23 protein-coding genes are annotated in these 21,364 nt (G+C 69.1%); 16 read left to right on the top strand and 7 right to left on the bottom strand.

Features of this window, described 5'->3' with window-relative positions; translation table 11 throughout:
* Position 1 precedes the first annotated feature (1 nt).
* Positions 2 to 784, top strand: coding sequence for a lysophospholipid acyltransferase family protein (locus tag AAW00_RS00825; RefSeq protein WP_052761701.1), 783 nt, complete (start codon positions 2 to 4; stop codon positions 782 to 784).
* Between the two features lie 12 nt (positions 785 to 796).
* A complete protein-coding gene (miaB, locus tag AAW00_RS00820) occupies positions 797 to 2,131 on the top strand; it encodes a tRNA (N6-isopentenyl adenosine(37)-C2)-methylthiotransferase MiaB (RefSeq protein ID WP_047002473.1) in 1,335 nt (444 codons plus the stop codon).
* Here miaB and AAW00_RS00815 read toward each other — a convergent pair.
* Positions 2,128 to 2,709: a hypothetical protein gene (locus AAW00_RS00815; RefSeq protein ID WP_047002472.1), complete on the bottom strand. Its 582-nt coding sequence runs from the start codon at positions 2,707 to 2,709 to the stop codon at positions 2,128 to 2,130. The genes miaB and AAW00_RS00815 overlap by 4 nt on opposite strands.
* Positions 2,710 to 2,844: 135 nt before the next feature.
* Here AAW00_RS00815 and AAW00_RS00810 point away from each other — a divergent pair, with 135 nt between their 5' ends.
* From AAW00_RS00810 to AAW00_RS00795, 4 genes are all read left to right on the top strand, one after another.
* Positions 2,845 to 3,900 carry a PhoH family protein gene (locus AAW00_RS00810; protein WP_082124866.1) on the top strand — a complete coding sequence of 352 codons (1,056 nt, stop codon included), beginning with the start codon at positions 2,845 to 2,847 and terminating at the stop codon, positions 3,898 to 3,900.
* Positions 3,901 to 3,904: 4 nt separating this feature from the next.
* Complete coding sequence (gene ybeY / locus AAW00_RS00805; RefSeq protein ID WP_047002471.1) at positions 3,905 to 4,396, top strand: rRNA maturation RNase YbeY; 492 nt, start codon at positions 3,905 to 3,907, stop codon at positions 4,394 to 4,396.
* A 17-nt stretch (positions 4,397 to 4,413) separates the two neighbouring features.
* Positions 4,414 to 5,376, top strand: coding sequence for a hemolysin family protein (locus tag AAW00_RS00800; protein ID WP_082124865.1), 963 nt, complete (start codon positions 4,414 to 4,416; stop codon positions 5,374 to 5,376).
* A 70-nt stretch (positions 5,377 to 5,446) separates the two neighbouring features.
* Positions 5,447 to 6,325, top strand: coding sequence for a LysR substrate-binding domain-containing protein (locus AAW00_RS00795; RefSeq protein ID WP_082124864.1), 879 nt, complete (start codon positions 5,447 to 5,449; stop codon positions 6,323 to 6,325).
* 72 nt (positions 6,326 to 6,397) lie between these two features.
* Here AAW00_RS00795 and AAW00_RS00790 read toward each other — a convergent pair whose 3' ends face one another.
* A complete protein-coding gene (locus AAW00_RS00790; protein WP_047002470.1) occupies positions 6,398 to 6,868 on the bottom strand; it encodes a peptidylprolyl isomerase in 471 nt (156 codons plus the stop codon).
* 113 nt (positions 6,869 to 6,981) lie between these two features.
* On the opposite strand from AAW00_RS00790, the gene mgtE reads away from it, so the two are divergent.
* From mgtE to AAW00_RS00765, 5 genes are all read left to right on the top strand, one after another.
* A complete protein-coding gene (gene mgtE, locus AAW00_RS00785; RefSeq protein ID WP_047002469.1) occupies positions 6,982 to 8,409 on the top strand; it encodes a magnesium transporter in 1,428 nt (475 codons plus the stop codon).
* 52 nt (positions 8,410 to 8,461) lie between these two features.
* Positions 8,462 to 9,322 (top strand): SAM-dependent methyltransferase, encoded by an 861-nt coding sequence (locus AAW00_RS00780; protein ID WP_052761700.1) that lies wholly within the window; start codon positions 8,462 to 8,464, stop codon positions 9,320 to 9,322.
* Positions 9,323 to 9,357: 35 nt separating this feature from the next.
* A complete protein-coding gene (locus AAW00_RS00775) occupies positions 9,358 to 9,747 on the top strand; it encodes a DUF1489 family protein (protein ID WP_047002468.1) in 390 nt (129 codons plus the stop codon).
* Positions 9,748 to 9,820: 73 nt separating this feature from the next.
* Positions 9,821 to 10,174, top strand: a complete 354-nt coding sequence (locus AAW00_RS00770; RefSeq protein ID WP_047002467.1) for a hypothetical protein — start codon at positions 9,821 to 9,823, stop codon at positions 10,172 to 10,174.
* Between the two features lie 59 nt (positions 10,175 to 10,233).
* The gene (locus AAW00_RS00765; RefSeq protein WP_047002466.1) at positions 10,234 to 10,479 is read left to right on the top strand and encodes a hypothetical protein; all 246 of its coding nucleotides are present in this window, start codon (positions 10,234 to 10,236) and stop codon (positions 10,477 to 10,479) included.
* Here AAW00_RS00765 and AAW00_RS00760 read toward each other — a convergent pair.
* The 4 genes from AAW00_RS00760 to AAW00_RS00745 all read right to left on the bottom strand — a co-directional run bounded on the left by AAW00_RS00760 (position 10,476) and on the right by AAW00_RS00745 (position 14,373).
* A complete protein-coding gene (locus AAW00_RS00760) occupies positions 10,476 to 11,396 on the bottom strand; it encodes a cupredoxin domain-containing protein (protein WP_047002465.1) in 921 nt (306 codons plus the stop codon). The two genes, AAW00_RS00765 and AAW00_RS00760, sit on opposite strands and share 4 nt — an antisense overlap.
* Before the next feature lie 85 nt (positions 11,397 to 11,481).
* Positions 11,482 to 12,162: a DsbA family oxidoreductase gene (locus AAW00_RS00755; RefSeq protein ID WP_047002464.1), complete on the bottom strand. Its 681-nt coding sequence runs from the start codon at positions 12,160 to 12,162 to the stop codon at positions 11,482 to 11,484.
* Complete coding sequence (gene nudC / locus AAW00_RS00750) at positions 12,159 to 13,037, bottom strand: NAD(+) diphosphatase (RefSeq protein WP_047002463.1); 879 nt, start codon at positions 13,035 to 13,037, stop codon at positions 12,159 to 12,161. The genes AAW00_RS00755 and nudC overlap by 4 nt, the downstream gene beginning before the upstream one ends.
* Before the next feature lie 10 nt (positions 13,038 to 13,047).
* Complete coding sequence (locus tag AAW00_RS00745; RefSeq protein WP_047002462.1) at positions 13,048 to 14,373, bottom strand: serine hydrolase domain-containing protein; 1,326 nt, start codon at positions 14,371 to 14,373, stop codon at positions 13,048 to 13,050.
* A 100-nt stretch (positions 14,374 to 14,473) separates the two neighbouring features.
* Here AAW00_RS00745 and AAW00_RS00740 point away from each other — a divergent pair, with 100 nt between their 5' ends.
* A complete protein-coding gene (locus AAW00_RS00740; protein WP_047002461.1) occupies positions 14,474 to 14,695 on the top strand; it encodes a hypothetical protein in 222 nt (73 codons plus the stop codon).
* Here the strand turns inward: AAW00_RS00740 and mutY are convergent.
* Positions 14,692 to 15,720 (bottom strand): A/G-specific adenine glycosylase, encoded by a 1,029-nt coding sequence (gene mutY / locus AAW00_RS00735; RefSeq protein WP_047002460.1) that lies wholly within the window; start codon positions 15,718 to 15,720, stop codon positions 14,692 to 14,694. The genes AAW00_RS00740 and mutY overlap by 4 nt on opposite strands.
* 26 nt (positions 15,721 to 15,746) lie before the next feature.
* On the opposite strand from mutY, the gene AAW00_RS00730 reads away from it, so the two are divergent.
* From AAW00_RS00730 to AAW00_RS00715, 4 genes are all read left to right on the top strand, one after another.
* Complete coding sequence (locus AAW00_RS00730) at positions 15,747 to 16,337, top strand: DUF721 domain-containing protein (RefSeq protein WP_420911606.1); 591 nt, start codon at positions 15,747 to 15,749, stop codon at positions 16,335 to 16,337.
* Complete coding sequence (locus AAW00_RS00725; protein ID WP_047002458.1) at positions 16,334 to 17,035, top strand: DsbA family protein; 702 nt, start codon at positions 16,334 to 16,336, stop codon at positions 17,033 to 17,035. Before AAW00_RS00730 ends, AAW00_RS00725 begins: the two co-directional genes overlap by 4 nt.
* 107 nt (positions 17,036 to 17,142) lie before the next feature.
* Positions 17,143 to 17,904, top strand: a complete 762-nt coding sequence (locus AAW00_RS00720) for a thioredoxin domain-containing protein (protein ID WP_047002457.1) — start codon at positions 17,143 to 17,145, stop codon at positions 17,902 to 17,904.
* 24 nt (positions 17,905 to 17,928) lie between these two features.
* Positions 17,929 to 21,351, top strand: a complete 3,423-nt coding sequence (locus tag AAW00_RS00715; RefSeq protein WP_047002456.1) for a chromosome segregation SMC family protein — start codon at positions 17,929 to 17,931, stop codon at positions 21,349 to 21,351.
* The last annotated feature ends 13 nt before the right edge of the window (positions 21,352 to 21,364 follow it).

The following is a 21,364-nucleotide window of genomic DNA, read 5'->3' as shown; positions in this document are numbered from 1 at the left end:
CGTGGGGCAGACCCCCGCGCGCGCCGCCGAGGGGGAAGCACCGGTCTTCACCCTCGCCCAGACGCTGCGCTTCTATGCCCGAGCGACGGCCATCGTGCTGTTCTCGCTGGTTATCATTCCTGCGCACATGCTGGTGAAGTTGTTCGGCGCGCGCGACCTTGTGCCGCCGTTCTTCCTCCACGGCGTCGGCCGGATTGCGGGTCTGAGGCTGCACACCACCGGCGCGGCGGCACCTGGCGCGCTGATGGTAGGCAATCACCAGTCCTGGCTAGACATCCTTGGCCTCGCGGGCGCGGCGCGGGCGCGCTTCGTGGCGCACGCGGGGCTGGCGGGGCACGGCGGCCTGAAGTGGCTGTGCGACCAGAACCGCACGCTTTTCATCACCCGCGACGTGCGCGGATCGATCGGCGAGCAGGTCGAACAGGTTCGCGCGGCGCTGGGCGGACGGCCGCTAGTGATCTTTCCCGAAGGCACGACCGACGACGGGCGCGCCCTTCTCCCCTTCCGTTCCTCGCTGCTCTCGGCGGTCGAACCGCTGGCGGGCGAGGTGCCGATCCAGCCCTTTGCGCTTCGCTATGGCGATGCCCACGACACCGCGTGGTGGGGCGACGAGCCGGGGATGCAGAACGTGAAGCGCATCCTCGCCCGCAGGGGTCGCTTGGACCTGACCGTGCATTTCCTCCCTGTGCTCGAAGGTGCGGCGCTCAGGAACCGCAAGACCATGACCGCCGCCGCGCAGGACGCGGTCTCCGCCAAGCTGGATTTGCCGGTCGAAAACGCCTAGGGCGCGCGGCTCATGACACAGACTGCTTCACCGAAGACCTACCGGGTCAAGAGCTTCGGCTGCCAGATGAACGTCTACGACGGCGAGCGCATGGGCGAGCTGCTCGAGGCGCAGGGCATCGCGCCCGCCGCCGAGGGCGAGGACGCCGACCTCGTCGTGCTCAACACCTGCCACATCCGCGAAAAGGCGACCGAAAAGGTCTATTCCGACATCGGCCGGCTGGTGAAGGCCGGGCGCGAGGCGGGCCGTCAGCCGATGATCGCGGTGGCCGGCTGCGTGGCGCAGGCCGAGGGCGAGGAGATCATGGCACGCAGCCCCGCGGTGGGCCTGGTCGTCGGCCCGCAGGCCTATCACCGACTGCCCGGCATGGTGGAGGCTGCCGCGCGCGGAGAGCGCAGCACCGATACCGACATGCCGGAGAACAACGCCAAGTTCGGCGCGCTCCCCGCCCGGCGCAAGGTCAATCCGACGGCGTTCCTGACCGTGCAGGAGGGCTGCGACAAGTTCTGCACCTATTGCGTCGTACCCTACACCCGCGGCGCGGAAATCTCGCGGCCGTTCAGCGACCTGATGGACGAAGCTGCCAGACTGGTCGATGCCGGGGCGCGCGAGATCACGCTGCTCGGCCAGAACGTCAACGCCTGGGAAGGCGAGAATGCTTCGGGCCACGCGCAGGGCCTAGACGGCCTGATAAGGGAGCTGGCCAAGCTGCCGGACTTGCAGCGGATCCGTTACACCACAAGCCATCCCAACGACATGACAGAGGCGCTGATCGCGGCGCACGGAGAGGTAGACAAGCTGATGCCCTACCTGCACCTCCCCGTGCAGAGCGGCAGCGACCGGGTGCTGAAGGCGATGAACCGCAGCCACACGGCAGACAGCTACCTCGCGCTGCTCGACCGCTTCCGCGCGGTGCGGCCCGACATCGCGCTTAGCGGCGATTTCATCGTCGGCTTCCCCGGCGAGACAGAGGCTGAGTTCGACGAGACCCTCGCTCTGGTCGATGCCGTGGGCTACGCCGCCGCCTTCAGCTTCAAATACTCGCCCCGCCCCGGCACGCCCGCCGCCAGCATGGACCAGCAGGTGACGCGCGAGGTGATGGAGGAACGGCTCGCCCGCCTGCAGGCCGCGCTCAACCGCGACCAGTTCGCCTTCAACCGCGCAAGCGTGGGGAAGACCTGCGACGTCCTCGTCGAACGCCGCGGCAAGCTGCCCGGCCAGTGGCTCGGCAAGTCGCCGTGGCTGCAATCGGTGTTCTTCGAGGGCGACGCGGCGATCGGCGACATGGTGCGGGTGCAACTGGCCGAGGCGGGGCCCAACTCGCTGCGGGGGACGGTACTGGCCTAGCCCGGCCCGGCTTCCTGCACGGCGACTGCCTCGCGCATTGTGGACTCTTCCAGCAGCACCTCGGTCCCGGCCGCATCGGCAGGCGCGGCAGGTGCCATGCTGGCGTTTTCCGTGTAGCTCTTTCCATCGAAACTCAGCACCACCCGGCCCGTCGGTGCTCCGCCGCCCGACACGGGAACCGCCAGGTCCTTCCACCCGTGGCTCGCGCTTTCCAGCACGGTCACCGGCGTGCGCGCAACGCTGGTATCGCCGACCTTGCTCCACATCGGCCCGGCCTGCGTCAGCACCAGCAGGTTGCACCCGCCCGTGCCGCAGAAATAAGGCCCGACGGGATAGACAATCGCCTCCTGCGCGCCGTCGCCGTTGAGGTCGTTCCATGCCAGCGCGTAGCTGATCGTGCCCGCCTCCGGATATTCATGCAGCAGGAAGCGGTCGATGTCCTCCTCCCGCGTGGACACGGCCACAGCAGTTGGCGCGGCCGTGGTTGTGGCCGACGCAGATGCCATGGGCTCCCCTTCCTCGCCCGGGGAGCACCCCGCCACCAGCAGGCAGCAGGCGATGGCGGCAAGCTTGGTCATGGCAAAGTCCTTCGCGGCAATCCGCGCCGAGGATGCGACTATCCCCGGCGCGATGCAAGCGCCCCGCTTGCCAGCGGCCCGGCAGGTCTTACATCTGTGATGACAAGGCTCTCGAAAGGACGCGCCACAAGCCACATGGCCCGCAAAGCAAACCGCGCCGGATACCGCTCCGCCACCTTCGCCCCCGGTGACACGCTCGAAGATCAGGGCCCGCTGGATTACGGCCGCGCCCGCGCCGAGATCGCCTTCGACGACAGCGCCATCCTCGGCACCCTGTTCGGCCAGTTCGACGCCAACCTCGTGCAGATCGAGAACCGCCTCGGGGTCTTCATCGCCGCACGCGGCAACAAGGTGCTGGTGGAAGGGGCGGAGGACAGCGTGGCCCGCGCCCGCGACGTGCTGGTCAAGATGCACGAGAAGCTGCTGACCGGCGAGGAACTGGACGCAGGCGCCATCGACGCGCTGATCGCCATGTCGGACGAGCCGCACCTCGACGGCATCATCACCGGTGATGCAGGCCTCCCGCCGGTTATGATCCGCACGCGCAAGAAGACCATCACTCCGCGAAGCGCCATGCAGGGCGAATACATGCGGCTGCTGGCGAAGAAGGACGTCATCTTCGCGCTTGGCCCGGCGGGCACGGGCAAGACCTATCTCGCCGTGGCGCAGGCCGTTGCCCAGCTCATCACTGGCAGCGTGCAGCGCCTGATCCTGTCGCGCCCCGCGGTGGAGGCAGGCGAGAAGCTGGGCTTCCTCCCCGGCGACATGAAGGACAAGGTCGATCCCTACCTTCGCCCGCTATACGACGCGCTGTTCGACTGCATGCCGCCCGAGCAGGTGGAGCGCCGGCTAGCCAGCGGGGAGATCGAGATCGCGCCCATCGCCTTCATGCGCGGGCGCACGCTGGCCGATGCCTTCGTCATCCTCGACGAGGCGCAGAACACCACGCGCGAGCAGATGAAGATGTTCCTCACCCGCTTTGGCCAGAACAGCCGCATGGTCGTCTGCGGCGATCCGAGGCAGGTGGACATTCCGGGCGGCGACCGCATGAGCGGGCTCGCCGACGCCGTGGAGCGGCTGGAAGGGGTGGACGGCATCGGCGTCACCCGCTTCACCGCCGCCGACGTGGTGCGCCACCCCATCGTGGGCCGCATCGTCGAGGCCTACGAGGGCGAGAGCGCGAAGCCCTAGGCCCGTGCAACTGGATATCGACATCGAGGATTGGCCCGCCGGCGAATGGCCGGACCTCGCCGAGCGCGCCGCCGAGGCGGTGGCCGCGGTCGCGCCCGTTCTCGCCAACCCGCGCCTCGTCGTCAGCGTGCTGTTCACCAGCGACGAGGAGGTGCACGCGCTCAACCGCGAATGGCGCGGGCGCGACAAGCCGACCAACGTGCTGAGCTTTCCGATGCTGGAGCGCATCGATCTCGTCCATCTAAGCCTCGACGGCCCGCCGGAGATGCTCGGAGATATCGCCCTCGCCCACGCCACCTGCGCCCGCGAGGCCGAGGCCAAGGACCTGCCGCTGGAGCATCACGCCGCGCACCTCATCGTCCACGGCCTGTTCCACCTGGCCGGGCACGATCACGAGATTTCCGAGGCCGATGCCGATGCGATGGAGGCGCTGGAGGTAAAGGCGCTTGCACTCATGGGCATTGCCAACCCATATACCGCCATCGACGCCGCATAAGGACTAGCAACAGGGCAATGCCCGACACCGAAAGAACGGACGGCTCCCAGCCGGGAGACGCGGACAGTAGCAACAGGGCCTCCTCCTCTGGCGGAGGCCTGTGGAACGCCATTCGCGGGCTGTTCGAGGAGGATACAGACACCTCCCTGCGCGCGCAGCTGGAGGAGGCGATCGACGAGCATCAGGGCGATGCCGCCCGTAATGGCGACGATGCGAACGGCGGCAGCGACCTCTCGCCCGCCGAAGTGCAGATGCTCAAGAACCTGCTGCATTTCAGCGAGCACGATGCCGACGACGTGGCCATCCCGCGCAGCGAGATCGTTGCGCTCGATGCCGCGTGCAGCTGGGCCGAACTGGTCGCCACCTTTGCCGAGCACGGCCATTCGCGCATGCCCGTCTACCGCGACGAGCTCGACGAGGTGATCGGCATGATGCACATCAAGGACGTGTTCGCCATCATCGCCGCCGGCACCCCGCCGCCCGCGGACTGGACCACGCTGATGCGCCAGCCGCTTTACGTTCCGCAAGCTCGCGGCGCGCTCGACGTGCTGGCCGACATGCGCGCCAACAAGACCCACCTCGCCATCGTGGTGGACGAGTTTTCCGGCACCGACGGCATCATCACCATCGAAGACCTGGTCGAGGAGATCGTCGGCGAGATCGAGGACGAGCACGACGAGGACCCGGTCGAGCAGGTGGTCGAGGTCAGCGAGGGCGTGTGGGACGCCGATGCCCGCGCCGAGCTCGACGACGTGGCCGAAAAGGTCGGCGACGCACAGCTCGCCGAGGTGGAGGAGGCGGTCGACACTCTGGGCGGCCTCGCCTTCGTTCTGGCTGAGGGGGTGCCGCAGCCCGGAACCGTGCTCGACCACCCCAGCGGCTGGACGATCGAGGTGACCGAAGGCGACGAAACCCACGTCACGCGCCTGCGCCTCCACGCCCCGGTTCCCGACGACAGCGAAGAGGGCGAAGACGGCTGATTTCGGCGCTCTTTTCGCACCTGCGAAATAAGCGCTCGACTTACTGCCCGTTGCGACTCAAAGTGCCGTCATGCGCCGCCTGCCGCCCCTGCGCGCCCTCGAGGCGTTCATCCGCACCGTGCGGCTCGGCTCGGCGCGCTCGGCGGCGAGCGAACTGGGACTGAGCCCGTCGGCCCTGTCGCGGCGCATCAGCAACCTCGAAAGCTTCACCGGCCGCAAGCTGTTCTCCCGCCAGGGACAGGCGATGCGGCTGACCGACGAGGGACGGCACTTCTACGAAGCGGTCGCGCCGCACATGGAAGCGCTGGCCGCCGCGGTCGAATCGCAGAGCGAGAACCTGCAGCTCCAGCGGCTGCGCCTCGGCGTGATGCCGCTGTTCGGCACCCAGCGGCTGTTCCCGCGGCTTGCCGAGCTGCGCCGCGCCCATCCGCGCCTGCACCTCGACATCGACACCAGCCCGCATCTCGTCGACCGGGTGGGCGATACGCTCGATGCCGCCATCGCGCTGGTGATCGAGCCCGACCCCGCTTTCTACAGCGTGCAGCTAGACCAGAACACGCTCCACGCCATCGCCAGCCGCGAGCTGGTGGACGAGCTCAGCGACGAGCCGGTGGCGCAGGAACTGGCGAAGCAGACCTTTCTCGTCCACACCGACATGCCCGCGAGCCTGGAGGCATGGAAGAAAGCGCTCGGCATGGCGCGGATGCAGCCCGCCGCCATCGATCACTACGATTCGGGTCAGCTGATCCTCGAAGCCGCGGCCCAAGGCATCGGCATCGCCATAATGCACGACGATCACGTGCGCCGGAACAAGGACCCGCGCCTTGCCCCGCTCTACGACCAGACCGTGGCCAGCCCCTATTCTTACTGGTTCATCTGCCGCCCCGCCGACCTCGAGGCACGGCCCGTGCGGATCTTCCACGACTGGCTGGTGCAGGCCGGGCTGTAACGCCGACAGCCCAAAGAAAAGGGGCCGGTTCTCGCGAACCGGCCACCCTGCATCCCTACTTCGGCGAAGCTATCAGCCTTCGCTGACGGTCGCCTTGGCGATCTTGCCCGGCTCGCGCGGCGGCTCACCCTTGGGCAGCGCGTCGACGTGCTCCATGCCGCTCTCGACCTGGCCCCAGACGGTATACTGGCGGTCGAGGAAGCGCGCGTCGTCGAAGCAAATGAAGAACTGGCTGTTGGCGCTGTTCGGATCCTGCGTGCGGGCCATCGAGCAGGTGCCGCGCACGTGCGGCTCGGCGCTGAACTCCTGCTTCAGGTCGGGCTTGTCGCTGCCGCTCATGCCGGTGCCAGTCGGGTCGCCGCCCTGCGCCATGAAGCCGGGGATCACGCGGTGGAACTTGACGCCGTCGTAGAAGCCCTCGTTCGCCAGCTCGGTGATGCGCGCCACGTGCTCGGGCGCGAGGTCGGGGCGCAGCTTGATCACGACGTCGCCGCCTTTGCCGTCGCCGCAGTCGAGGGTGAAAGTGAGCTTCTGGTCGGCCATCGTCGTGTCTCCTTGAGTATCTGCGCGCCGATATAGGCGCTGGCCGGGCAAAGTCACGGGCCGATGCGCCCGCCGCGCTTGCTTTTGTGGGCCATCGGCATAGGGCGTGGCCCATGGCCGAGACCGATCTTTCCCTGCGCGACGCCGACCCGCTGGAGGAGCGTGTCCAGGGCGAAGGCGAGCAGTTCGACGACGAGAACCGGCTGACCCCTGCCTTCGTGCGCGCCGTGCGCGAGAGCCTGTCGGACGACAACGAGGACAGCACCTACGACCTCGTCGAGCCTCTGCACCCGGCCGACATCGCCGACCTGTTCGAGCTGCTGGAGAAGAACGAGCGCGGCCTGCTGGCTGCCGCCATCACCGACCTGATGAGCGGCGAGGTCATCGCCGAGCTCAACGACTACGTGCGCGAGGACATGGTCGAGGCGCTTTCCGCCGAGGCGGTGGCGGGCATCGTCGAGCAACTCGACACCGACGACGCGGTGCAGCTGATCGAGGACCTCGACGACGAGGACCAACGCGCCATCCTCGCCGAGGTCGAGCCCGAGGAACGCGCCGCCATCGAGAGCGCGCTCGCCTATCCGGAGGAGACCGCCGGCCGCCTGATGCAGCGCGAGCTGGTCGCCGTGCCCGAGCACATGAGTGTCGGCGACCTCATCGATTACCTGCGCAGCGACGACGACCTCATAACCGAATTCTGGGAAGTCTTCGTGGTCGATCACCGCTTCCACCCGGTCGGCTCTTGCCAGCTCAGCTGGATCCTCCGGACCCCGCGCGACATCGCGTTGACCGACGTGATGAAGCGCGACCAGACGCTGATCCCGGTCGACATGGACCAGGAAGAGGTCGCCCTGCGCTTCCAGAAATACGCGCTGATCTCGGCCGCCGTGGTCGACGAGAGCGGACGGCTGGTAGGCCAGCTGACCGTCGACGACATCGTCCACATCATCCAGGAAGAGGCGAGCGAGGACACGCTGCTGCTGTCCGGCGCGGGCGAAGGCGACATCAACGAGCCGCTGCGCGAAGCCTATTCGGCGCGCGTGCGCTGGCTGATCGCCAACCTCGGCACTGCCGTCGTCGCCAGCGCCATCATTGCCTTCTTCGGCGGCGCGATCGAGCAGCTGGTGGCCCTCGCCGTGCTCATGCCGATCGTCGCCTCTATCGGCGGCAATGCCGGTACGCAGACCATGGCGGTCACCGTGCGCGCTATCGCCATGAACCAGCTGACCCGCTCCAACACCGGGCGCATCCTGTGGCGCGAGCTGCGGGTGGCATTGATGAACGGCGCGACCATCGCGGTACTGATCGGGCTGGCCGTCGGCGCGCTGTTCTCGCCGCCGCTCGGCATGGTGATCGCCGCGGCCATGATCGTGAACATCATCGTCTCCGGCATGGCCGGCGTGCTGGTGCCCGTCGCCTTCGAGCGTATGGACCAGGACCCGGCGGTCGCCTCCAGCGTGTTCGTTACGATGATCACCGATTCGATGGGCTTCTTCGCCTTCCTTGGTCTCGCCGTGGCGAGCGGGCTGGTTACAGCCTGACGAAGTTGACAATGCATCGATCAGACTATCTTGCGCGAGCCTTCAGGAAAGCATGATCCGTTCTGCGTCCCTCCTCCGCCGCATCCTGAACTTCGGCGTCGCCGCACTGGCTGTGTTCGGCCTGCTGCTCGCGGTGGCCTATGCGGTTGACGGTAGCGCGGTGCGCCAGCGTCTTGGTCTGACGCCAAAGCTCGATGTTCCCTACGTCACCACGCGCAGCGTCACGGTGGACGCCATGCTCGACATGGCGGAGGTGGAGGCCGGTGATTACCTCATCGATCTGGGGACCGGCGACGGGCGGATACTGATCGCCGCGGCGCACGATCGCGGCGCGTCGGGACTGGGCGTCGATCTCGACCCAGTCCTGATCAGGCAGGCGAGGGACGAAGCCGCGGATCTCGGCCTGTCCGACCGGATCGACTTTATCGAACAGGATCTGTTCGAAACACCGCTCGGCGAGGCGGACGTCGTCACCCTGTTCCTGCTCCCGGAAGTCAATCTGCGCCTGCGCCCTCGCCTGCTGGCACAGCTGCGCCCCGGCGCGCGTGTGGTCAGCAATCGATTCGACATGGGCGATTGGGAACCGGACGAGGAGCGGCGCGTGGCGGGTTATCCGGCATACCTGTGGATCATCCCGGCCGATGTGTCGGGCACATGGCAGATGGAGTTCGACGGGCGGACAGCGATCCTTGATCTCGGCCAGCAGTTCCAGCAGGTCAGCGGCACCGCCACCATCGATGGAGTGTCCCGGCCCGCCATTGTCAATCTGGTCGGGGAGAGCCTGCATATCACGCTCGACCTCGCAAACGGGCAACGCTTCTTCGAAGGTCGCATAGACGGCGATCGGCTTGTTTCGACGAATGAAGACAGCTGGTCGGCGATGCGCACCGGGGGAGAGGTGGCAAAGGGTTGAGGGAACCGGCCGCGACCTTACATCAAGGGCCGACCATGCCGCTTCACCTCACCAAGATCGCCTTCGGCGCGCAGAGCTTCGCCGATATCGAGGCATGGTATGCGAACCGCGCCGGGTTCAAGGTCAACACCCGCTATCGCCCCACGCGCTGGGAGGAAACGATCGGCGGATCGCTGTTCTGGATCCACGAGCACAACCTCGTCGCCCGCAGTCGCATCACCGGTTACGAGCAGCAGGACAACGGACGCTGGTGGATCGTAATCGAGCCGAAGCTGGTGAAGGTCCTCCCCCGTCCCAAGCGCGCGCACCAGGGCTGGCGCTACCTCAAGGGCGAGCCGCCGCGCGACCTGGAGGACGGCGAGGACCCCGGCGATGTCATCCCCGGCAGGCTGGCGGGCAAGCTCTCGCGTCTCGGCCTCATCTGATCCATACACATTTGCGAAAGCCGCGCGCGCCTACACCCGCCGCACCATTCCGATCGAAAGGATCACCAGGCTCATGAAAATCGCCCTTGCCCTCGCCGCCGCCGGTCTCGCCCTGGCTACCCCGCTTGCCGCGCAGGACGTTTCGCCCGAGGCGCTGAGCCAGGTTCAGCCCGCCGATCCCGCAAGTGTGAGCGACGAGGAGATCGCCACCTTCGTGACCGTGGTGATGCAGGCGCAGGCGCTCGAGGAGGACGAGAGCCTGAGCGACGAGCAGCGCATCGAGGGCTTGTTCAACGCCGCCATCGCGCAGGGCATGAGCGCCGACCGCTTCGTCGCGCTGAGCATGGCGATCGGGCAGGACGAGGCGCTGCAGCAGCGCGTGCAGGCTGCCGTCATCGGCATGGTGCCGGGCGACGCCGAAGGCTAGGCCGGGCTTTTCGGAACACCCGGTGCTCCTCGTCCATTGATGGACAAAGGAGAACCGAAATGTCCGAGCGCCAGAGCGCCCATCCCGACAACGAACTGATCGACACCCTCACCGACGTCGCCCCCTCGCAGCAGAGCCGCGCGGGTGGCGAGGTCGCCAAGGACGTCGGCACGCGCGGTGAACTGAACCGCGCGACCGATCCCGACAACCGCGAGCCCGTGGTCGGCAGCGACAATCCGTCAGACGATGCGAAGAAGGGCCCGAAGACCCGCGCCGCGATCCAGTCGGAGCGCGACGACGCCTAGACCGGCGGCTGCGGCGGGCACATCAGCGTCACCGTCTCGGCCTCGCGGTCGAAGGTGATGCTGGCGCAGTGGCCGATCGTGTCGAGGCCGATGTAAAGCCGCTGCATAGGCACCTCGCGCCCGCTGTCGCCCGTGACGACGATTTCGTTGGGATCGGGCTCGGGCGGCGCTTCATCGGTCAGCCCGCTGGCATCGCCCATATCGGAGACGCGCACCGCCAGGTTGCGTATCTCCAGCTCGCCAAGCATCAGCGGTGCGCTCAACGTCAGCGGGCGCACGGGGCGCTCCACGCCGTACAGCACCGGGATCTCGCGCGCCTCGCCGGAGAGCCATCCGCCAGTGGCATCGGCGATCCACTTGCCGCCCGTCGCGCTGACGAGGCTTTCGGCCCGGGTCAGATTGAAGGCGACGAAGATCGTTCGGTCGCCGACCTGCAACGAAGGGCCCGACTGGCTGCGTCCCATGTCGGGCGCGATGGCAAAGGTCAGCGGACGGTCTTCGGCCTGCGGTGCCCGCATCTGGATGACGGTGCGGGCGAACGGAAAGGTGGTCGGACCGGCCAGCACGTCGGCCCCGTCGATCACCTGCGCCTGGCTGAAGGCGGTGCGGCGGCGGAAAGTCCCGCCGTGGGTATGGTAACGCACGGTATCGGTGCGGAACAACAGCCGCGTCGCCCCGATGACGTAGACGTAGCCGATCATGCTCGGCTCCAGCCCCAGCCGCGCGGCGGCATCGGCGTTGACCGTGGGCACGGATATCGCGTCGGGCGCGACGATCACCTCGACCGGCATTTCGTTGATAGTCATCGTGACGGGCTGGTTGGCGTTGACCACCAGTTCCATCTGTTCGAGGTCTGCGCGCTGCGCAAAGGCGCGCGCCTCGGGCACCACGGCGGCGCCGAGCGCAAGCCCGGCCAATGCGAGATTTCGCGGCAATTGGTAACTCCCCTGTCGTGCCCCTGCTTGCGTTTGAGGGCCGGGCGACTTAACGGGAAGTGAAGCGTCAGGCGGCCGCTTCCATGCTGGCGATCTGCACCAATGCGCGGGCGAAATCGGCGGGCTCGGCGCTGCCCTGGAGGATGTATTTTCCCGCGATCACGAAAGTGGGGACGGCGGTGATACCGCTTGCCCTCGCGCGGGCCTCCTCGTGGCGGACGGCTTCGTCCAGCGCGGGATCGTCGAGCGCGCCGAGCGAAGCCTCGCGCTCCAGCCCGATGCCGGCGGCGACATCGGCCAGCACCTCGCGGTCGGATACGTCCCGCCGCTCGCGGAAATGCGCGGCGAACAGCGCCAGCTTCAAGCGTGTCTGCACCTCCGGTCCCGCGTCTGCCAGTGCCCAGCGCAGCAGCTTGTGCGCATCGAGGGTGTTCCACATCATCGGTTCGGGCGAAGGGTCCTCGGTGCCGGTGTAATCCAGCGGAAAGCCCGCCTCGCGCGCCTTGGCGTGCAGCGTTTCGCGAATGGTCGCGCTTTCTTGCGCCGAACGACCGTAGACCTCGGCCAGGTGGGCGGCCTGCGACTTGCCTTGCGGCGGCGCCTCGGGATTGAGCTCGAAGGGCATCCAGCGGATCGTCGCCGCGACATCGCCGCCAAGCTGCTCCAGCGCGCGGGCGAGGTTGGCGTGGCCGATGGCGCACCACGGGCACATCACGTCGGACCAGATGTCGATGTCGAGAGCGGTCATGCAGTTTCCTCCAGCCACCATTGCAGCAGGTAGCACGCGATGGCGACGGGCGGCGGGGCGACAAAGGCGCGGGCGTCCTGCCCCCGCGCCATCGCGTCGGCCACGTCCTCGCGGGTGAACCAGCGCGCGTCCTCGAGTTCCGTCAGGTCGACAGACAGCTTGGCGCTGTCGGCGCGCGCATGGCAGCCGATCATCAGCTGGCTGGGAAAGGGCCACGGCTGGCTGGCGACGTAGGAGACGTCGCGCACGTTGAGGCCGACCTCTTCCAACACCTCGCGCGCCACAGCATCCTCCACGCTTTCGCCCGGCTCGACGAAGCCGGCAAGCGCGGAATAGGCGCGATCGGGCCAGCCACGCCCGCGGCCGAGAAGCAGCGCGCCATCATGTTCGACCAGCATGATGACTACCGGGTCCGTGCGCGGAAAGTGCTGCGCCGAGCACGACGGGCAATCGCGCTGCCAGCCGCCCTTGGCGATGGTGGTGGCCGCGCCGCAGCGGGCGCAGAACCTGTGCCGCGCATGCCAGTCCACCAACGCCCGCGCCCCGCCGTAAAGCGCCAGCTGGTCGGCGGGCAGGCGGCCGAGCGCGGCGCGGTCGATGCGCTGCTCGTATGCGGGGCGATTGTCGCCCTCCGCGGGGACGGCGGCAAACAGCGCATCGCCCTCGCGCAGGCCGAGGAACACCAGCTCCGCACCATCGTCCGCCAGCGGCACGAAGGTCAGCGCGTCGCCAGCAGTGACCGCGGCGAGACCGTCCATCGCCAGCAGGCGGGAGGCAGGGTCGGCGCGCAGCTGCGCCAGGTATTCGGGATCGGCGCGGACGTGGTCGGCCCGGTCGATGCCGTGGCCGGTAAAGGCGATCCCCGCCCCGCTCACGCCGCCGCCCTCATGCGGCTCGCCGCGCCGCCATCTGCGCCGCCGCGTCCTCGGCCACGACCACCGGGAAACGCTGCTGCACGTCGTAGCTTTCGGCGGGCATGTACTGCGTCATCAGCGTCTGGCGCAGGCCCCAGTCGAGGTTCACCAGCCCCGCCGTTCCCGCCGCCCCGAACCAGCCGAACAGGCCGGCCGCCTCGCCCGTGCCGACCAGCCCGCCGGCACCGTAGCCGAAGGCGCGCCCACCGCTGGAAAAGCCGCCGTTCGCCGCCAGCGTATCGGGCATGAGGTCCGACGTGCCCAGCCGCACCGCCGCCTCGCTCATCACCCGGCGCCCGTCGAATTCGCCGAGGCCGGCGAGCATCTGCAGGAAACGGTCGTAGTCGCGCGCGCTCGAAACCAGCCCCGCTCCGCCAAAGGGAAAGGCCGGGCGGTCGAGGAAGACCGAGCTGTTCGGCAGGTCGATGGGGATCGGCAGGCCGCCCATCACGAAATAGTTGGCCGCCAGCCGCCCGGCATCGCCGCGCGCGACGCGGAAGGTGGTGTTGTCCATCCCCAGCGGATCGAACAGGCGCGTTTGCAGGAACGCATCGAAGGCCTGCCCGCTGACCATCTCGATCACCCGCCCCAGCAGGTCGAGCCCCATGGAATAGCTCCAGCGCGTGCCCGGCTGGTAGACCAGCGGCATCTCCGCGAGGCCGTCGGCGAAATCCTCGAGGCTGCCGGTCGCCGCGCCGCCGAAGAATTCCTGCGCCAGTTCCATCCGGCTGACCGCGGCGGGCACCAGCCCGCGCCGCCCGTAGGCCGCCTTGATCGGGCCCTGCTGGATGATCGGATACCCGAGCCCCGAGGTATGGGTCAGCAGGTGACGGATGGTGATCGGGCGGACCGCCGGCTCCAGGTTGTCGGCAGTGATTGGCCCATCGTAGACCTTTTGCACGCGCATGGTGCGATAGGCGGGGAGAATCTCGTGAAGCGGCTGGTCGAGCGCCAGCAGCCCGTCGTCGATGCACATCATCGTCGCCATGCCGGTGATCGGCTTGGTCATGGAATAGATGCGCCACAGTGTATCCGGCCCCACCGCGTCGGGCCCGCCGAAGGTGCGCGATCCGGCAGCGATGAAATCGGGCGCGTCCTGCTGCCAGCCGAGCCCCGCGACCATGCCCGCCACCTTGCGCTGGTCCACGAAGCCGCTGACGAAGCGCTGGACCGAAGGCCAGTCCGAAGCGCGCGCCAGCGCCGCCAGCGGCGAGGCGGCAAGCAGCGCGCCCGCGCCCAGCACGGCGGACCCGCGCAGCGCCTCGCGGCGGGAAAGCGAGATGGCGAAATCGGTCATGGCAAGGGGCTCTCGGCGGAAGGTTGCGAATGCAGACCTAGATACCCCGCAAGGCTGCATCAAGCTTGAACGGGCGCGCTGTATTGCCTATCTAAGACAGATGCTGAACATCGTCTCGATCCTTGTCGGCCTGCTCTCGCTGGTCATCGTCATCCCCTCGCAGATACCGCTCCTCGGCATCGGCAACTGGCTCGCCCTGCCGCTGCTGGCGGTGGGCATCGTGATCGGCCAGCTGTCGAGCAAGAACACCGGGCGCAACCTCAACCTGGTGATCCTCGCCATCGCGGTGGTGCGGCTGATGCTCGGCGGCGGCGTCCTCTAGTCCGCGCGGCTCGCCAGCACCCGCTCGGCCGCCTTGGCGAAGAGCGTGGGCAGGCCCGCCTCCGCCAGCCGGTCGATAGGCCACCATTCGCCCTCGCCCTGCGGATTTGTATCGCCGGCGTGAAGCGCCACGCCCAGCTCGAGATCGAAATGGGTAAACCCGTGGCGCACGACGCCTGCCGCTTTCCACGCGCCCGCTATAGGCGCATCGCCGCCGCCATCCGCGCCCGCGCGCCAGCCATCGTCGGGTAAGGCGCGCATCCCGCCGAGCATTCCCTTCGCCGGGCGCCTGACCAGCCAGACCGCCCCCTCGCGCTCGATCCAGAAGGCCGTGCCGGTCCTCAGCGGCTTCGCCTTTTTCGCCGCCTTTATCGGATAGCGCAGCGGGTCACCCGAAGCGCGTGCCGCGCAGTCCGATTGCAGCGGGCAGAGCAGGCACCTGGCGTCGCGCGCGGTGCAGATCGTCGCGCCGAGGTCCATCATCGCCTGCGCGAAGTCGCCCGCCCGCTCGTCGGGGGTGATTTCGTCGGCCTTCGCGCGGATCGCCTTGCGCGCGCCCGGCAGCGGCGCGTCGATGGCGAAGATCCGTGCGACCACTCGTTCGACATTGGCGTCCACCACCACGGCGCGCCGGCCGAGGGCGATCGCGGCCACGGCGGCGGCGGTATAGTCGCCCACGCCCGGCAGCGCGCGCAATCCGGTCTCGGTATCGGGAAAGCCGCCCAGCCCGGCCACCGTCCGGGCGGCCTTCACAAGGTTGCGGGCACGCGAATAGTATCCGAGCCCGGCCCAGGCGGCCATCACCTCTTCCTCCGGCGCGGCGGCGAGGGCCTCCACCGTGGGCCAGCGCGCGGTGAAGCGGGCGAAATAGGGCACGACCGCGGCGGTCGTGGTCTGTTGCAGCATCACCTCGCTCAGCCACACACGGTAGGGATCGGGCCGCTCCTCGCCCCTCACCCGCCACGGTAGGCGCCGCGCGTTGCGATCGTACCATTCGAGCAGCTTCGCGGAAATCGTGGCAGTCACAGTAGCGGGCACGGCCCGGCTATGGCATGGCGGCACGGCTCATGGAACGCGACGAATCCGAGAAACCGGGGAAGACCCCGCCCGCCACCGCGCGCGCAAAGGGCAAGGCCAAAGCCAAGGCCAAGCCCTACGAGCGCCCGCGCGGCGGCCCGGCCCTGCCCGTCGCCGACCTCGTCCCGCAGATCGGCCGCGCCGCCTTTCGCCGCTTCGGCTTCGTGCAGTCGAGCGTCGTCACCCGCTGGCCCGAGATCGTCGGCGCGGCCCACGCCCGCGTCTGCATGCCGGAATCGATCCGCTTTCCGCCGGGCGAAAAGTCGGACGGCATCCTCCAGCTCGTGGTGCTGCCGGCCCACGCCCCGCTGATCCAGCACGTCATCCCCGAGATCATCGAGCGGGTGAACCGCTTCTTCGGCTACAGGGCCATAGCCCGGGTGAAGATGCGGCAAGGCAGCGTTAAGCCGCCGTCATCCACGGAAAGGCGCGTGCCGCCGCCCTCGCTCAAGCCCATTCCGATGGACCTTGGCGAAGGCTTGCGCGATATCGGCGATCCCGAATTGCGCACGGTGCTCGAATCACTGGCCCGCGCTGTCGCGCAGGAAGAGGACGAAGCGAAATGAAGACCTGGCTGTCAGCAGCCCTCGCCGCCGCCCTGTGCGGGCTGGCTGCCGCCCCCGCCGCGGCGCAGAACTGGAACGCGACGTACGAGCGCACGGCCACCGGCCACCGCATCGGTAATCCCGATGCCGATATCCAGCTGATCGAATACGTCAGCTACACCTGCCCCCACTGCGCGCATTTCGAGGCCGAGAGCGAGGCGGAGCTGCGCTACGTCTACGTCCACGAAGGTCAGGCCGGGGTCGAGGTGCGCCATCTCATCCGCAACATCGTGGACATTGCCGCCGCGCTTAGCGCCGAATGCGGGCCGGAGGACGCGTTCTACGAAAACCACCGGATGTTCCTGAATACGCAGGACGAATGGATGGGCCGCGGCCGCGCGCTTTCGCAGGCGCAGCAGGCGCGCTGGGCGGCGGGGGACTGGGGATCGCGGATGCGGGCCATCGCCTCCGACCTCGATTTTTACGAGATGATGGAGCCGCGCGGCCTGTCGCGCTCCCAGCTCGATGCCTGCCTGACCGACCAGGCGCGGGCCGAGCGGATCGTTGAACAGTCGGAGGCCAACGCCGCCGAATTCGGCGTGCAGGGCACGCCCAGCTTCGTGCTCAACGGCTCGCTGCTCGACGGCGTGCACAGCTGGCCGCAGCTCAGCCAGGTGCTCGCCGCCACGCGCGAGATGGCCCTCGCCCCCACGCAATAGGGCATAAGCCTGTGCAAAAGCGCCGTCACGCGGACCCGCGGCGCTTTGCTCACCCGCCGCCGTGCGGTTAGTCTCGGGGTTCGCCTGACTACGGGAAGACTTCTGCCATGAGCCGTTCGCGCCGCCTTACCCTCGCCCTCATCGCCGCGCCGCTGGCGCTGGCGCTCGCCGCCTGCGGTGACGAAGCCGACGACGAGGCGGTCCTTGCCGGAGAGCCGGTGGCTGCCGTGCCGGCACCCGCGGGCAGCACGTGGTCGGAACAGGCCGTGCGGACCGAGGCCGGTGGCTGGCAGGTCGGCAACCCCGACGCGCCGATCAAGCTGATCGAATACGGCTCGCTCACCTGCCCCGCCTGCGGCCAATTCTCGGTCGACGGGTCGGAAGCCCTGCACCGCGAATACGTCGACACCGGCCGGGTCAGCTACGAATTCCGCACCTTCATGATCCACGGCGTGCCCGATCTCGTGATGTCGCGTCTGCTCGAATGCGGCGCGGTGACCTCGGCGGTGCCACTGGCCGATCAGATCTGGCAGTCGATGATGGCGGGCAGCCCGCCGTTCGACACCACCAACGGCGCGGCGCTCGAACAGGCGAACGCCCTGCCCGAAGGCCAACGCCTCGTCGCGCTTGCCGACACCGCGGGCACGCTCGACTTCTTCGCCGCGCGCGGCATCAGCAAGGACCAGGCCGCCACCTGCCTCGCCGACTTCAATGCCGCACAGGCGCTGTCGGACAAGACCACGGCCGCAGCCGAGGCCGACAACGTCAACCGCACGCCGACCTTCTTCCTCAACGGCCGCCAGATCGACGAGAGCAGCTGGGCGGGCGTCGAGGCCGCCCTGCAACGCGCCGGCGCGCGCGACGAATAGGGCCTGAGAGGGGGCGGCGCAGCGATGGAGTTCCGCAAGCTCAGGCTGAGCGGCTTCAAGAGCTTCGTCGAGCCCGCCGAACTGCGCATCGAGCCGGGGCTGACGGGCGTCGTCGGCCCCAACGGCTGCGGCAAGTCCAACCTGCTCGAGGCGATCCGCTGGGTGATGGGCGAGAACAGTCCGAAGTCCATGCGCTCGGGCGGGATGGAAGACGTGATCTTCGCAGGCACCGCCACCCGCCCGCCGCGCGATTTCGCCGAGGTGGTGCTCCACGCGCGGGACGACGGCGGCGACGAGCTCGACGTGGTGCGCCGGATCGAGCGCGGCGCGGGCAGCGCCTACCGCGTCAACGGTCGGGACGTGCGGGCCAAGGACGTCTCGCTGATCTTCGCCGATGCCGCCACCGGCGCGCACAGCCCAGCGCTCGTCAGCCAAGGCAAGATCGCGCAGGTCATCGCCGCCAAGCCGACCGAGCGGCGCATGATGCTGGAAGAGGCGGCGGGCATCGCCGGTCTGCACGTGCGGCGGCGCGATGCCGAACTGAAACTGCGCAGCACCGAGAAGAACCTCGAGCGGCTCGAGGACCTGATGGCAGGGCTCGACACGCAGATCGCTTCGCTGCGGCGGCAGGCCAAACAGGCCGAACGCTACAAGGCGCTGTCCGACCAGATCCGCGTGGCCGAGGCGCGGCTGCTGTTCGCCCGCTGGCGCGACGCCGCGGCGGCCGCGGAGGCGGCGCGGGCCGAGGCGAAGGCGGCGGACGAAAAGGTTGCAGAGGCGCAGGAACTGGCGAAGCGGGCGCAGGCGGCGCAGCACGCTCTGGCGGCGAAGCTGGCAGAGCTGCGCGACGAGCTCGCCGACCGCCGCGACGATGCCTCCGCCCACGGGCACCGCATGGCCGCGCTCGCCAGCCAGCTCGAGGCGGCGGAGCAGCGGCTGCGCGATCTCGACCGGCAGCACGCGCGGCTGGAGGAAGACCGCGTCGATGCCGACCGCATGACGCGCGACGCGGCGCAGGCGATGAAGGATCTGAGCGCCGCGCTGGCCCAAGGCGAGCGCACGCTGGCGCAGGACGAGGCGAAACGCCCCGAGCTCGAACGTGCGCTGGAGGCGGCCGAGCGCGCGGGCCGTGCGGCGGAACTGGCGCTCGCCAATGCCACGGCCGAGAACGCCGGGGTCGAGGCGGAATGGCGCGTGGCCGAGGCCGAGGTGACGCAGGCCGAGGCGCGGCTGGCGCGGCTGGACGGCGAGGCGCGGCGCGTGGCCGACCAGCAGGCGGCGCTCGCGGACGAAAGCGATCCCGAGGCAGAGGTGGCGGAAGCCCGGCAGGCGGTCGCGGCGGCGGGCAAACGGCTGGCCGCCCTGCGCGGCGAGATCGAGGCAGAGCGCGCGCGCAAGGACACTCTCACCGCGGCGCGTGACGAGGCGGCGGCGGCACTTTCTTCCGCGCGGGCCGAACTGGCGGGCGTGGAGCGCGAATACCAGGCGCTGAAGCGCGACCGGGAGGCGCGCGAGCGGCAGCAGGCGGGGCGGCGGGGACTGCCCGTGGCGCTCGACCGCGTGGCGGCGGAACGCGGCTACGAACGCGCCCTCGCCGCTGTGCTGGGGCGCGATGCAAAGGCACCGCTCGGCGCTCCGCAAGGGACCGGAGAGGGGCGGTACTGGACAGGGTCAGAGCCGCCCAAGCCGGTGGCGGACAGCCTGGCCCACCACCTGCGCGACATTCCGGCGGAGCTCGCCGCCCGCCTGGCGCTCGTCCACGTCGTCGACGAGGATGACGGGCGCACGCTCGCTTCCGGCGAGTGGCTGGTCACCCGCGAGGGCGCGCTGCGGCGGTGGGACGGCTTCGTGGCGCGCGGCGAAGGCGCGGCGGAGGCGGCCCGTCTGGAGGCGGACAATCGCTTTGCCGACCTTGCGAACCAGCTCCCCGACCTGCGCTATGCGGCTCAGGCTGCCGAGACGGCGCAGGGCGAGGCGCAGGACGCGCTGAGGACATTGCAACAGGATCTCGTCGTCCGCGACCGGGCGCTGGATGCGGCGGCGGAGGCCGAGCGCCATGCCCTGCGCGCGCTCGACCAGGCCGAGGCGCGGCGTGAGAGGCTGGCGGAGCGACGCGACGTGCTTGCCGCCGCCTTGGCCGAGCACGCGGGCCAGCGCGAAGCGGCGGAAGCGGAACTCGCCGCCGCCAGGAGCAAGCGCGACGCCCTGCCCGATCCGGAGGCAGGGCGCGCCGCGCTCGGAGCCGCGCGGACCCGGCACACGGCCAAGCGCGAGGGCGTGCAGGCCGCGCTCGCCGCGCTCTCCACCCATGACCAGTCGCTTGCCGTCCTGCGCGAGCGGGTCGCGACCCAGCGCGCCGACATCAAGGGCTGGGAAGCGCGCGCGGGCGATGCCGCCACCCGCCTCGCAGGCATGACCGCGCGTTTCGAGGAAATCGCCGAGGAACGCGCCGTTGTCGCCGCCAAGCCGCAGGGGTTGCTGCGCGAGATCGAGGGTGGCGAAGCTGTGCGCGCCCGGCTCGGCGAGGACCTGCGCAAGGCCGAGGCCGACGTGGCCGAGGCGACCGAGCAGTCGCGCGAGGCCGACAAGGCGCTGGCCGACCTCAACGAGGCGCTCTCCACCACGCGCGAGCAGCGCGCGACGCTTGCCGCGCGGGCAGAGAACGAGGAGCAGCGGCGCGAGGAGATGGCGCGCATTTCCGGCGAGCGATTTCAGTGCCCGCCCCCGCTGCTGCCCGGCCGCTTCGACTTCGACGATGCGGCGGTGCGCAACCACGGTCTCGAAGGCGAGGAGATGGACCGCCTCGTCAACAGCCGCGAGCGGATCGGCCCGGTCAACCTCGTCGCCGCCGACGAACTGGCGAAGATCGAGCAACAGCACGGCGCCAGCGCCGAGGAGCAGGCGGAGCTTGCCGAGGCGGTCAATCGCCTGCGTCATTCGATTGGCAGCCTGAACCGCGAAGGCCGCGAGCGGCTGCGTGCCGCGTTCGAGGAGGTCGACGGCCACTTCCGCCGCCTGTTCACTCGCCTGTTCGAAGGCGGCCAGGCGCATCTTGCCATGATCGACAGCGACGACCCGCTGGAGGCCGGGCTGGAAATCTTTGCGCAGCCGCCGGGCAAGCGGCTGCAATCGCTCAGCCTGCTTTCGGGCGGCGAGCAGGCGCTAACCGCAACCGCGCTGATCTTCGCGCTGTTCCTAACCAATCCGGCACCAATCTGCGTGCTAGACGAGGTCGACGCGCCGCTCGACGATGCCAATATCGAGCGCTTTTGCGACCTGCTCGACAGCATGGTGCGCGAAACCCAGACGCGCTACCTCATCGTCACCCACAATGCCGTCACCATGAGCCGGATGCACCGCCTGTTCGGCGTGACGATGGTGGAAAAGGGCGTCAGTCGCCTCGTCAGCGTGGATCTGGGCGAAGCCGAGGCGCTGGCGGCGGAGTAGCGCGAAGAGCTGC

This window comes from Aurantiacibacter luteus (genome assembly GCF_001010945.1).
Lineage (GTDB): Bacteria > Pseudomonadota > Alphaproteobacteria > Sphingomonadales > Sphingomonadaceae > Alteraurantiacibacter > Alteraurantiacibacter luteus.
Note: the sequence above shows the minus strand (reverse complement) of the source record. Positions and strands in the feature narration are given on the sequence as shown.

Coding starts and splice junctions, on each gene's coding strand:
- miaB (WP_047002473.1), top strand. CDS start 797: ATGACACAGACTGCTTCACCGAAGACCTACCGGGTCAAGAGCTTCGGC.
- AAW00_RS00815 (WP_047002472.1), bottom strand. CDS start 2,709: ATGACCAAGCTTGCCGCCATCGCCTGCTGCCTGCTGGTGGCGGGGTGC.
- AAW00_RS00810 (WP_082124866.1), top strand. CDS start 2,845: ATGGCCCGCAAAGCAAACCGCGCCGGATACCGCTCCGCCACCTTCGCC.
- AAW00_RS00800 (WP_082124865.1), top strand. CDS start 4,414: ATGCCCGACACCGAAAGAACGGACGGCTCCCAGCCGGGAGACGCGGAC.
- AAW00_RS00795 (WP_082124864.1), top strand. CDS start 5,447: ATGCGCCGCCTGCCGCCCCTGCGCGCCCTCGAGGCGTTCATCCGCACC.
- AAW00_RS00790 (WP_047002470.1), bottom strand. CDS start 6,868: ATGGCCGACCAGAAGCTCACTTTCACCCTCGACTGCGGCGACGGCAAA.
- mgtE (WP_047002469.1), top strand. CDS start 6,982: ATGGCCGAGACCGATCTTTCCCTGCGCGACGCCGACCCGCTGGAGGAG.
- AAW00_RS00780 (WP_052761700.1), top strand. CDS start 8,462: ATGATCCGTTCTGCGTCCCTCCTCCGCCGCATCCTGAACTTCGGCGTC.
- AAW00_RS00775 (WP_047002468.1), top strand. CDS start 9,358: ATGCCGCTTCACCTCACCAAGATCGCCTTCGGCGCGCAGAGCTTCGCC.
- AAW00_RS00770 (WP_047002467.1), top strand. CDS start 9,821: ATGAAAATCGCCCTTGCCCTCGCCGCCGCCGGTCTCGCCCTGGCTACC.
- AAW00_RS00765 (WP_047002466.1), top strand. CDS start 10,234: ATGTCCGAGCGCCAGAGCGCCCATCCCGACAACGAACTGATCGACACC.
- AAW00_RS00755 (WP_047002464.1), bottom strand. CDS start 12,162: ATGACCGCTCTCGACATCGACATCTGGTCCGACGTGATGTGCCCGTGG.
- AAW00_RS00745 (WP_047002462.1), bottom strand. CDS start 14,373: ATGACCGATTTCGCCATCTCGCTTTCCCGCCGCGAGGCGCTGCGCGGG.
- AAW00_RS00740 (WP_047002461.1), top strand. CDS start 14,474: ATGCTGAACATCGTCTCGATCCTTGTCGGCCTGCTCTCGCTGGTCATC.
- AAW00_RS00730 (WP_420911606.1), top strand. CDS start 15,747: ATGGCGGCACGGCTCATGGAACGCGACGAATCCGAGAAACCGGGGAAG.
- AAW00_RS00725 (WP_047002458.1), top strand. CDS start 16,334: ATGAAGACCTGGCTGTCAGCAGCCCTCGCCGCCGCCCTGTGCGGGCTG.
- AAW00_RS00720 (WP_047002457.1), top strand. CDS start 17,143: ATGAGCCGTTCGCGCCGCCTTACCCTCGCCCTCATCGCCGCGCCGCTG.
- AAW00_RS00715 (WP_047002456.1), top strand. CDS start 17,929: ATGGAGTTCCGCAAGCTCAGGCTGAGCGGCTTCAAGAGCTTCGTCGAG.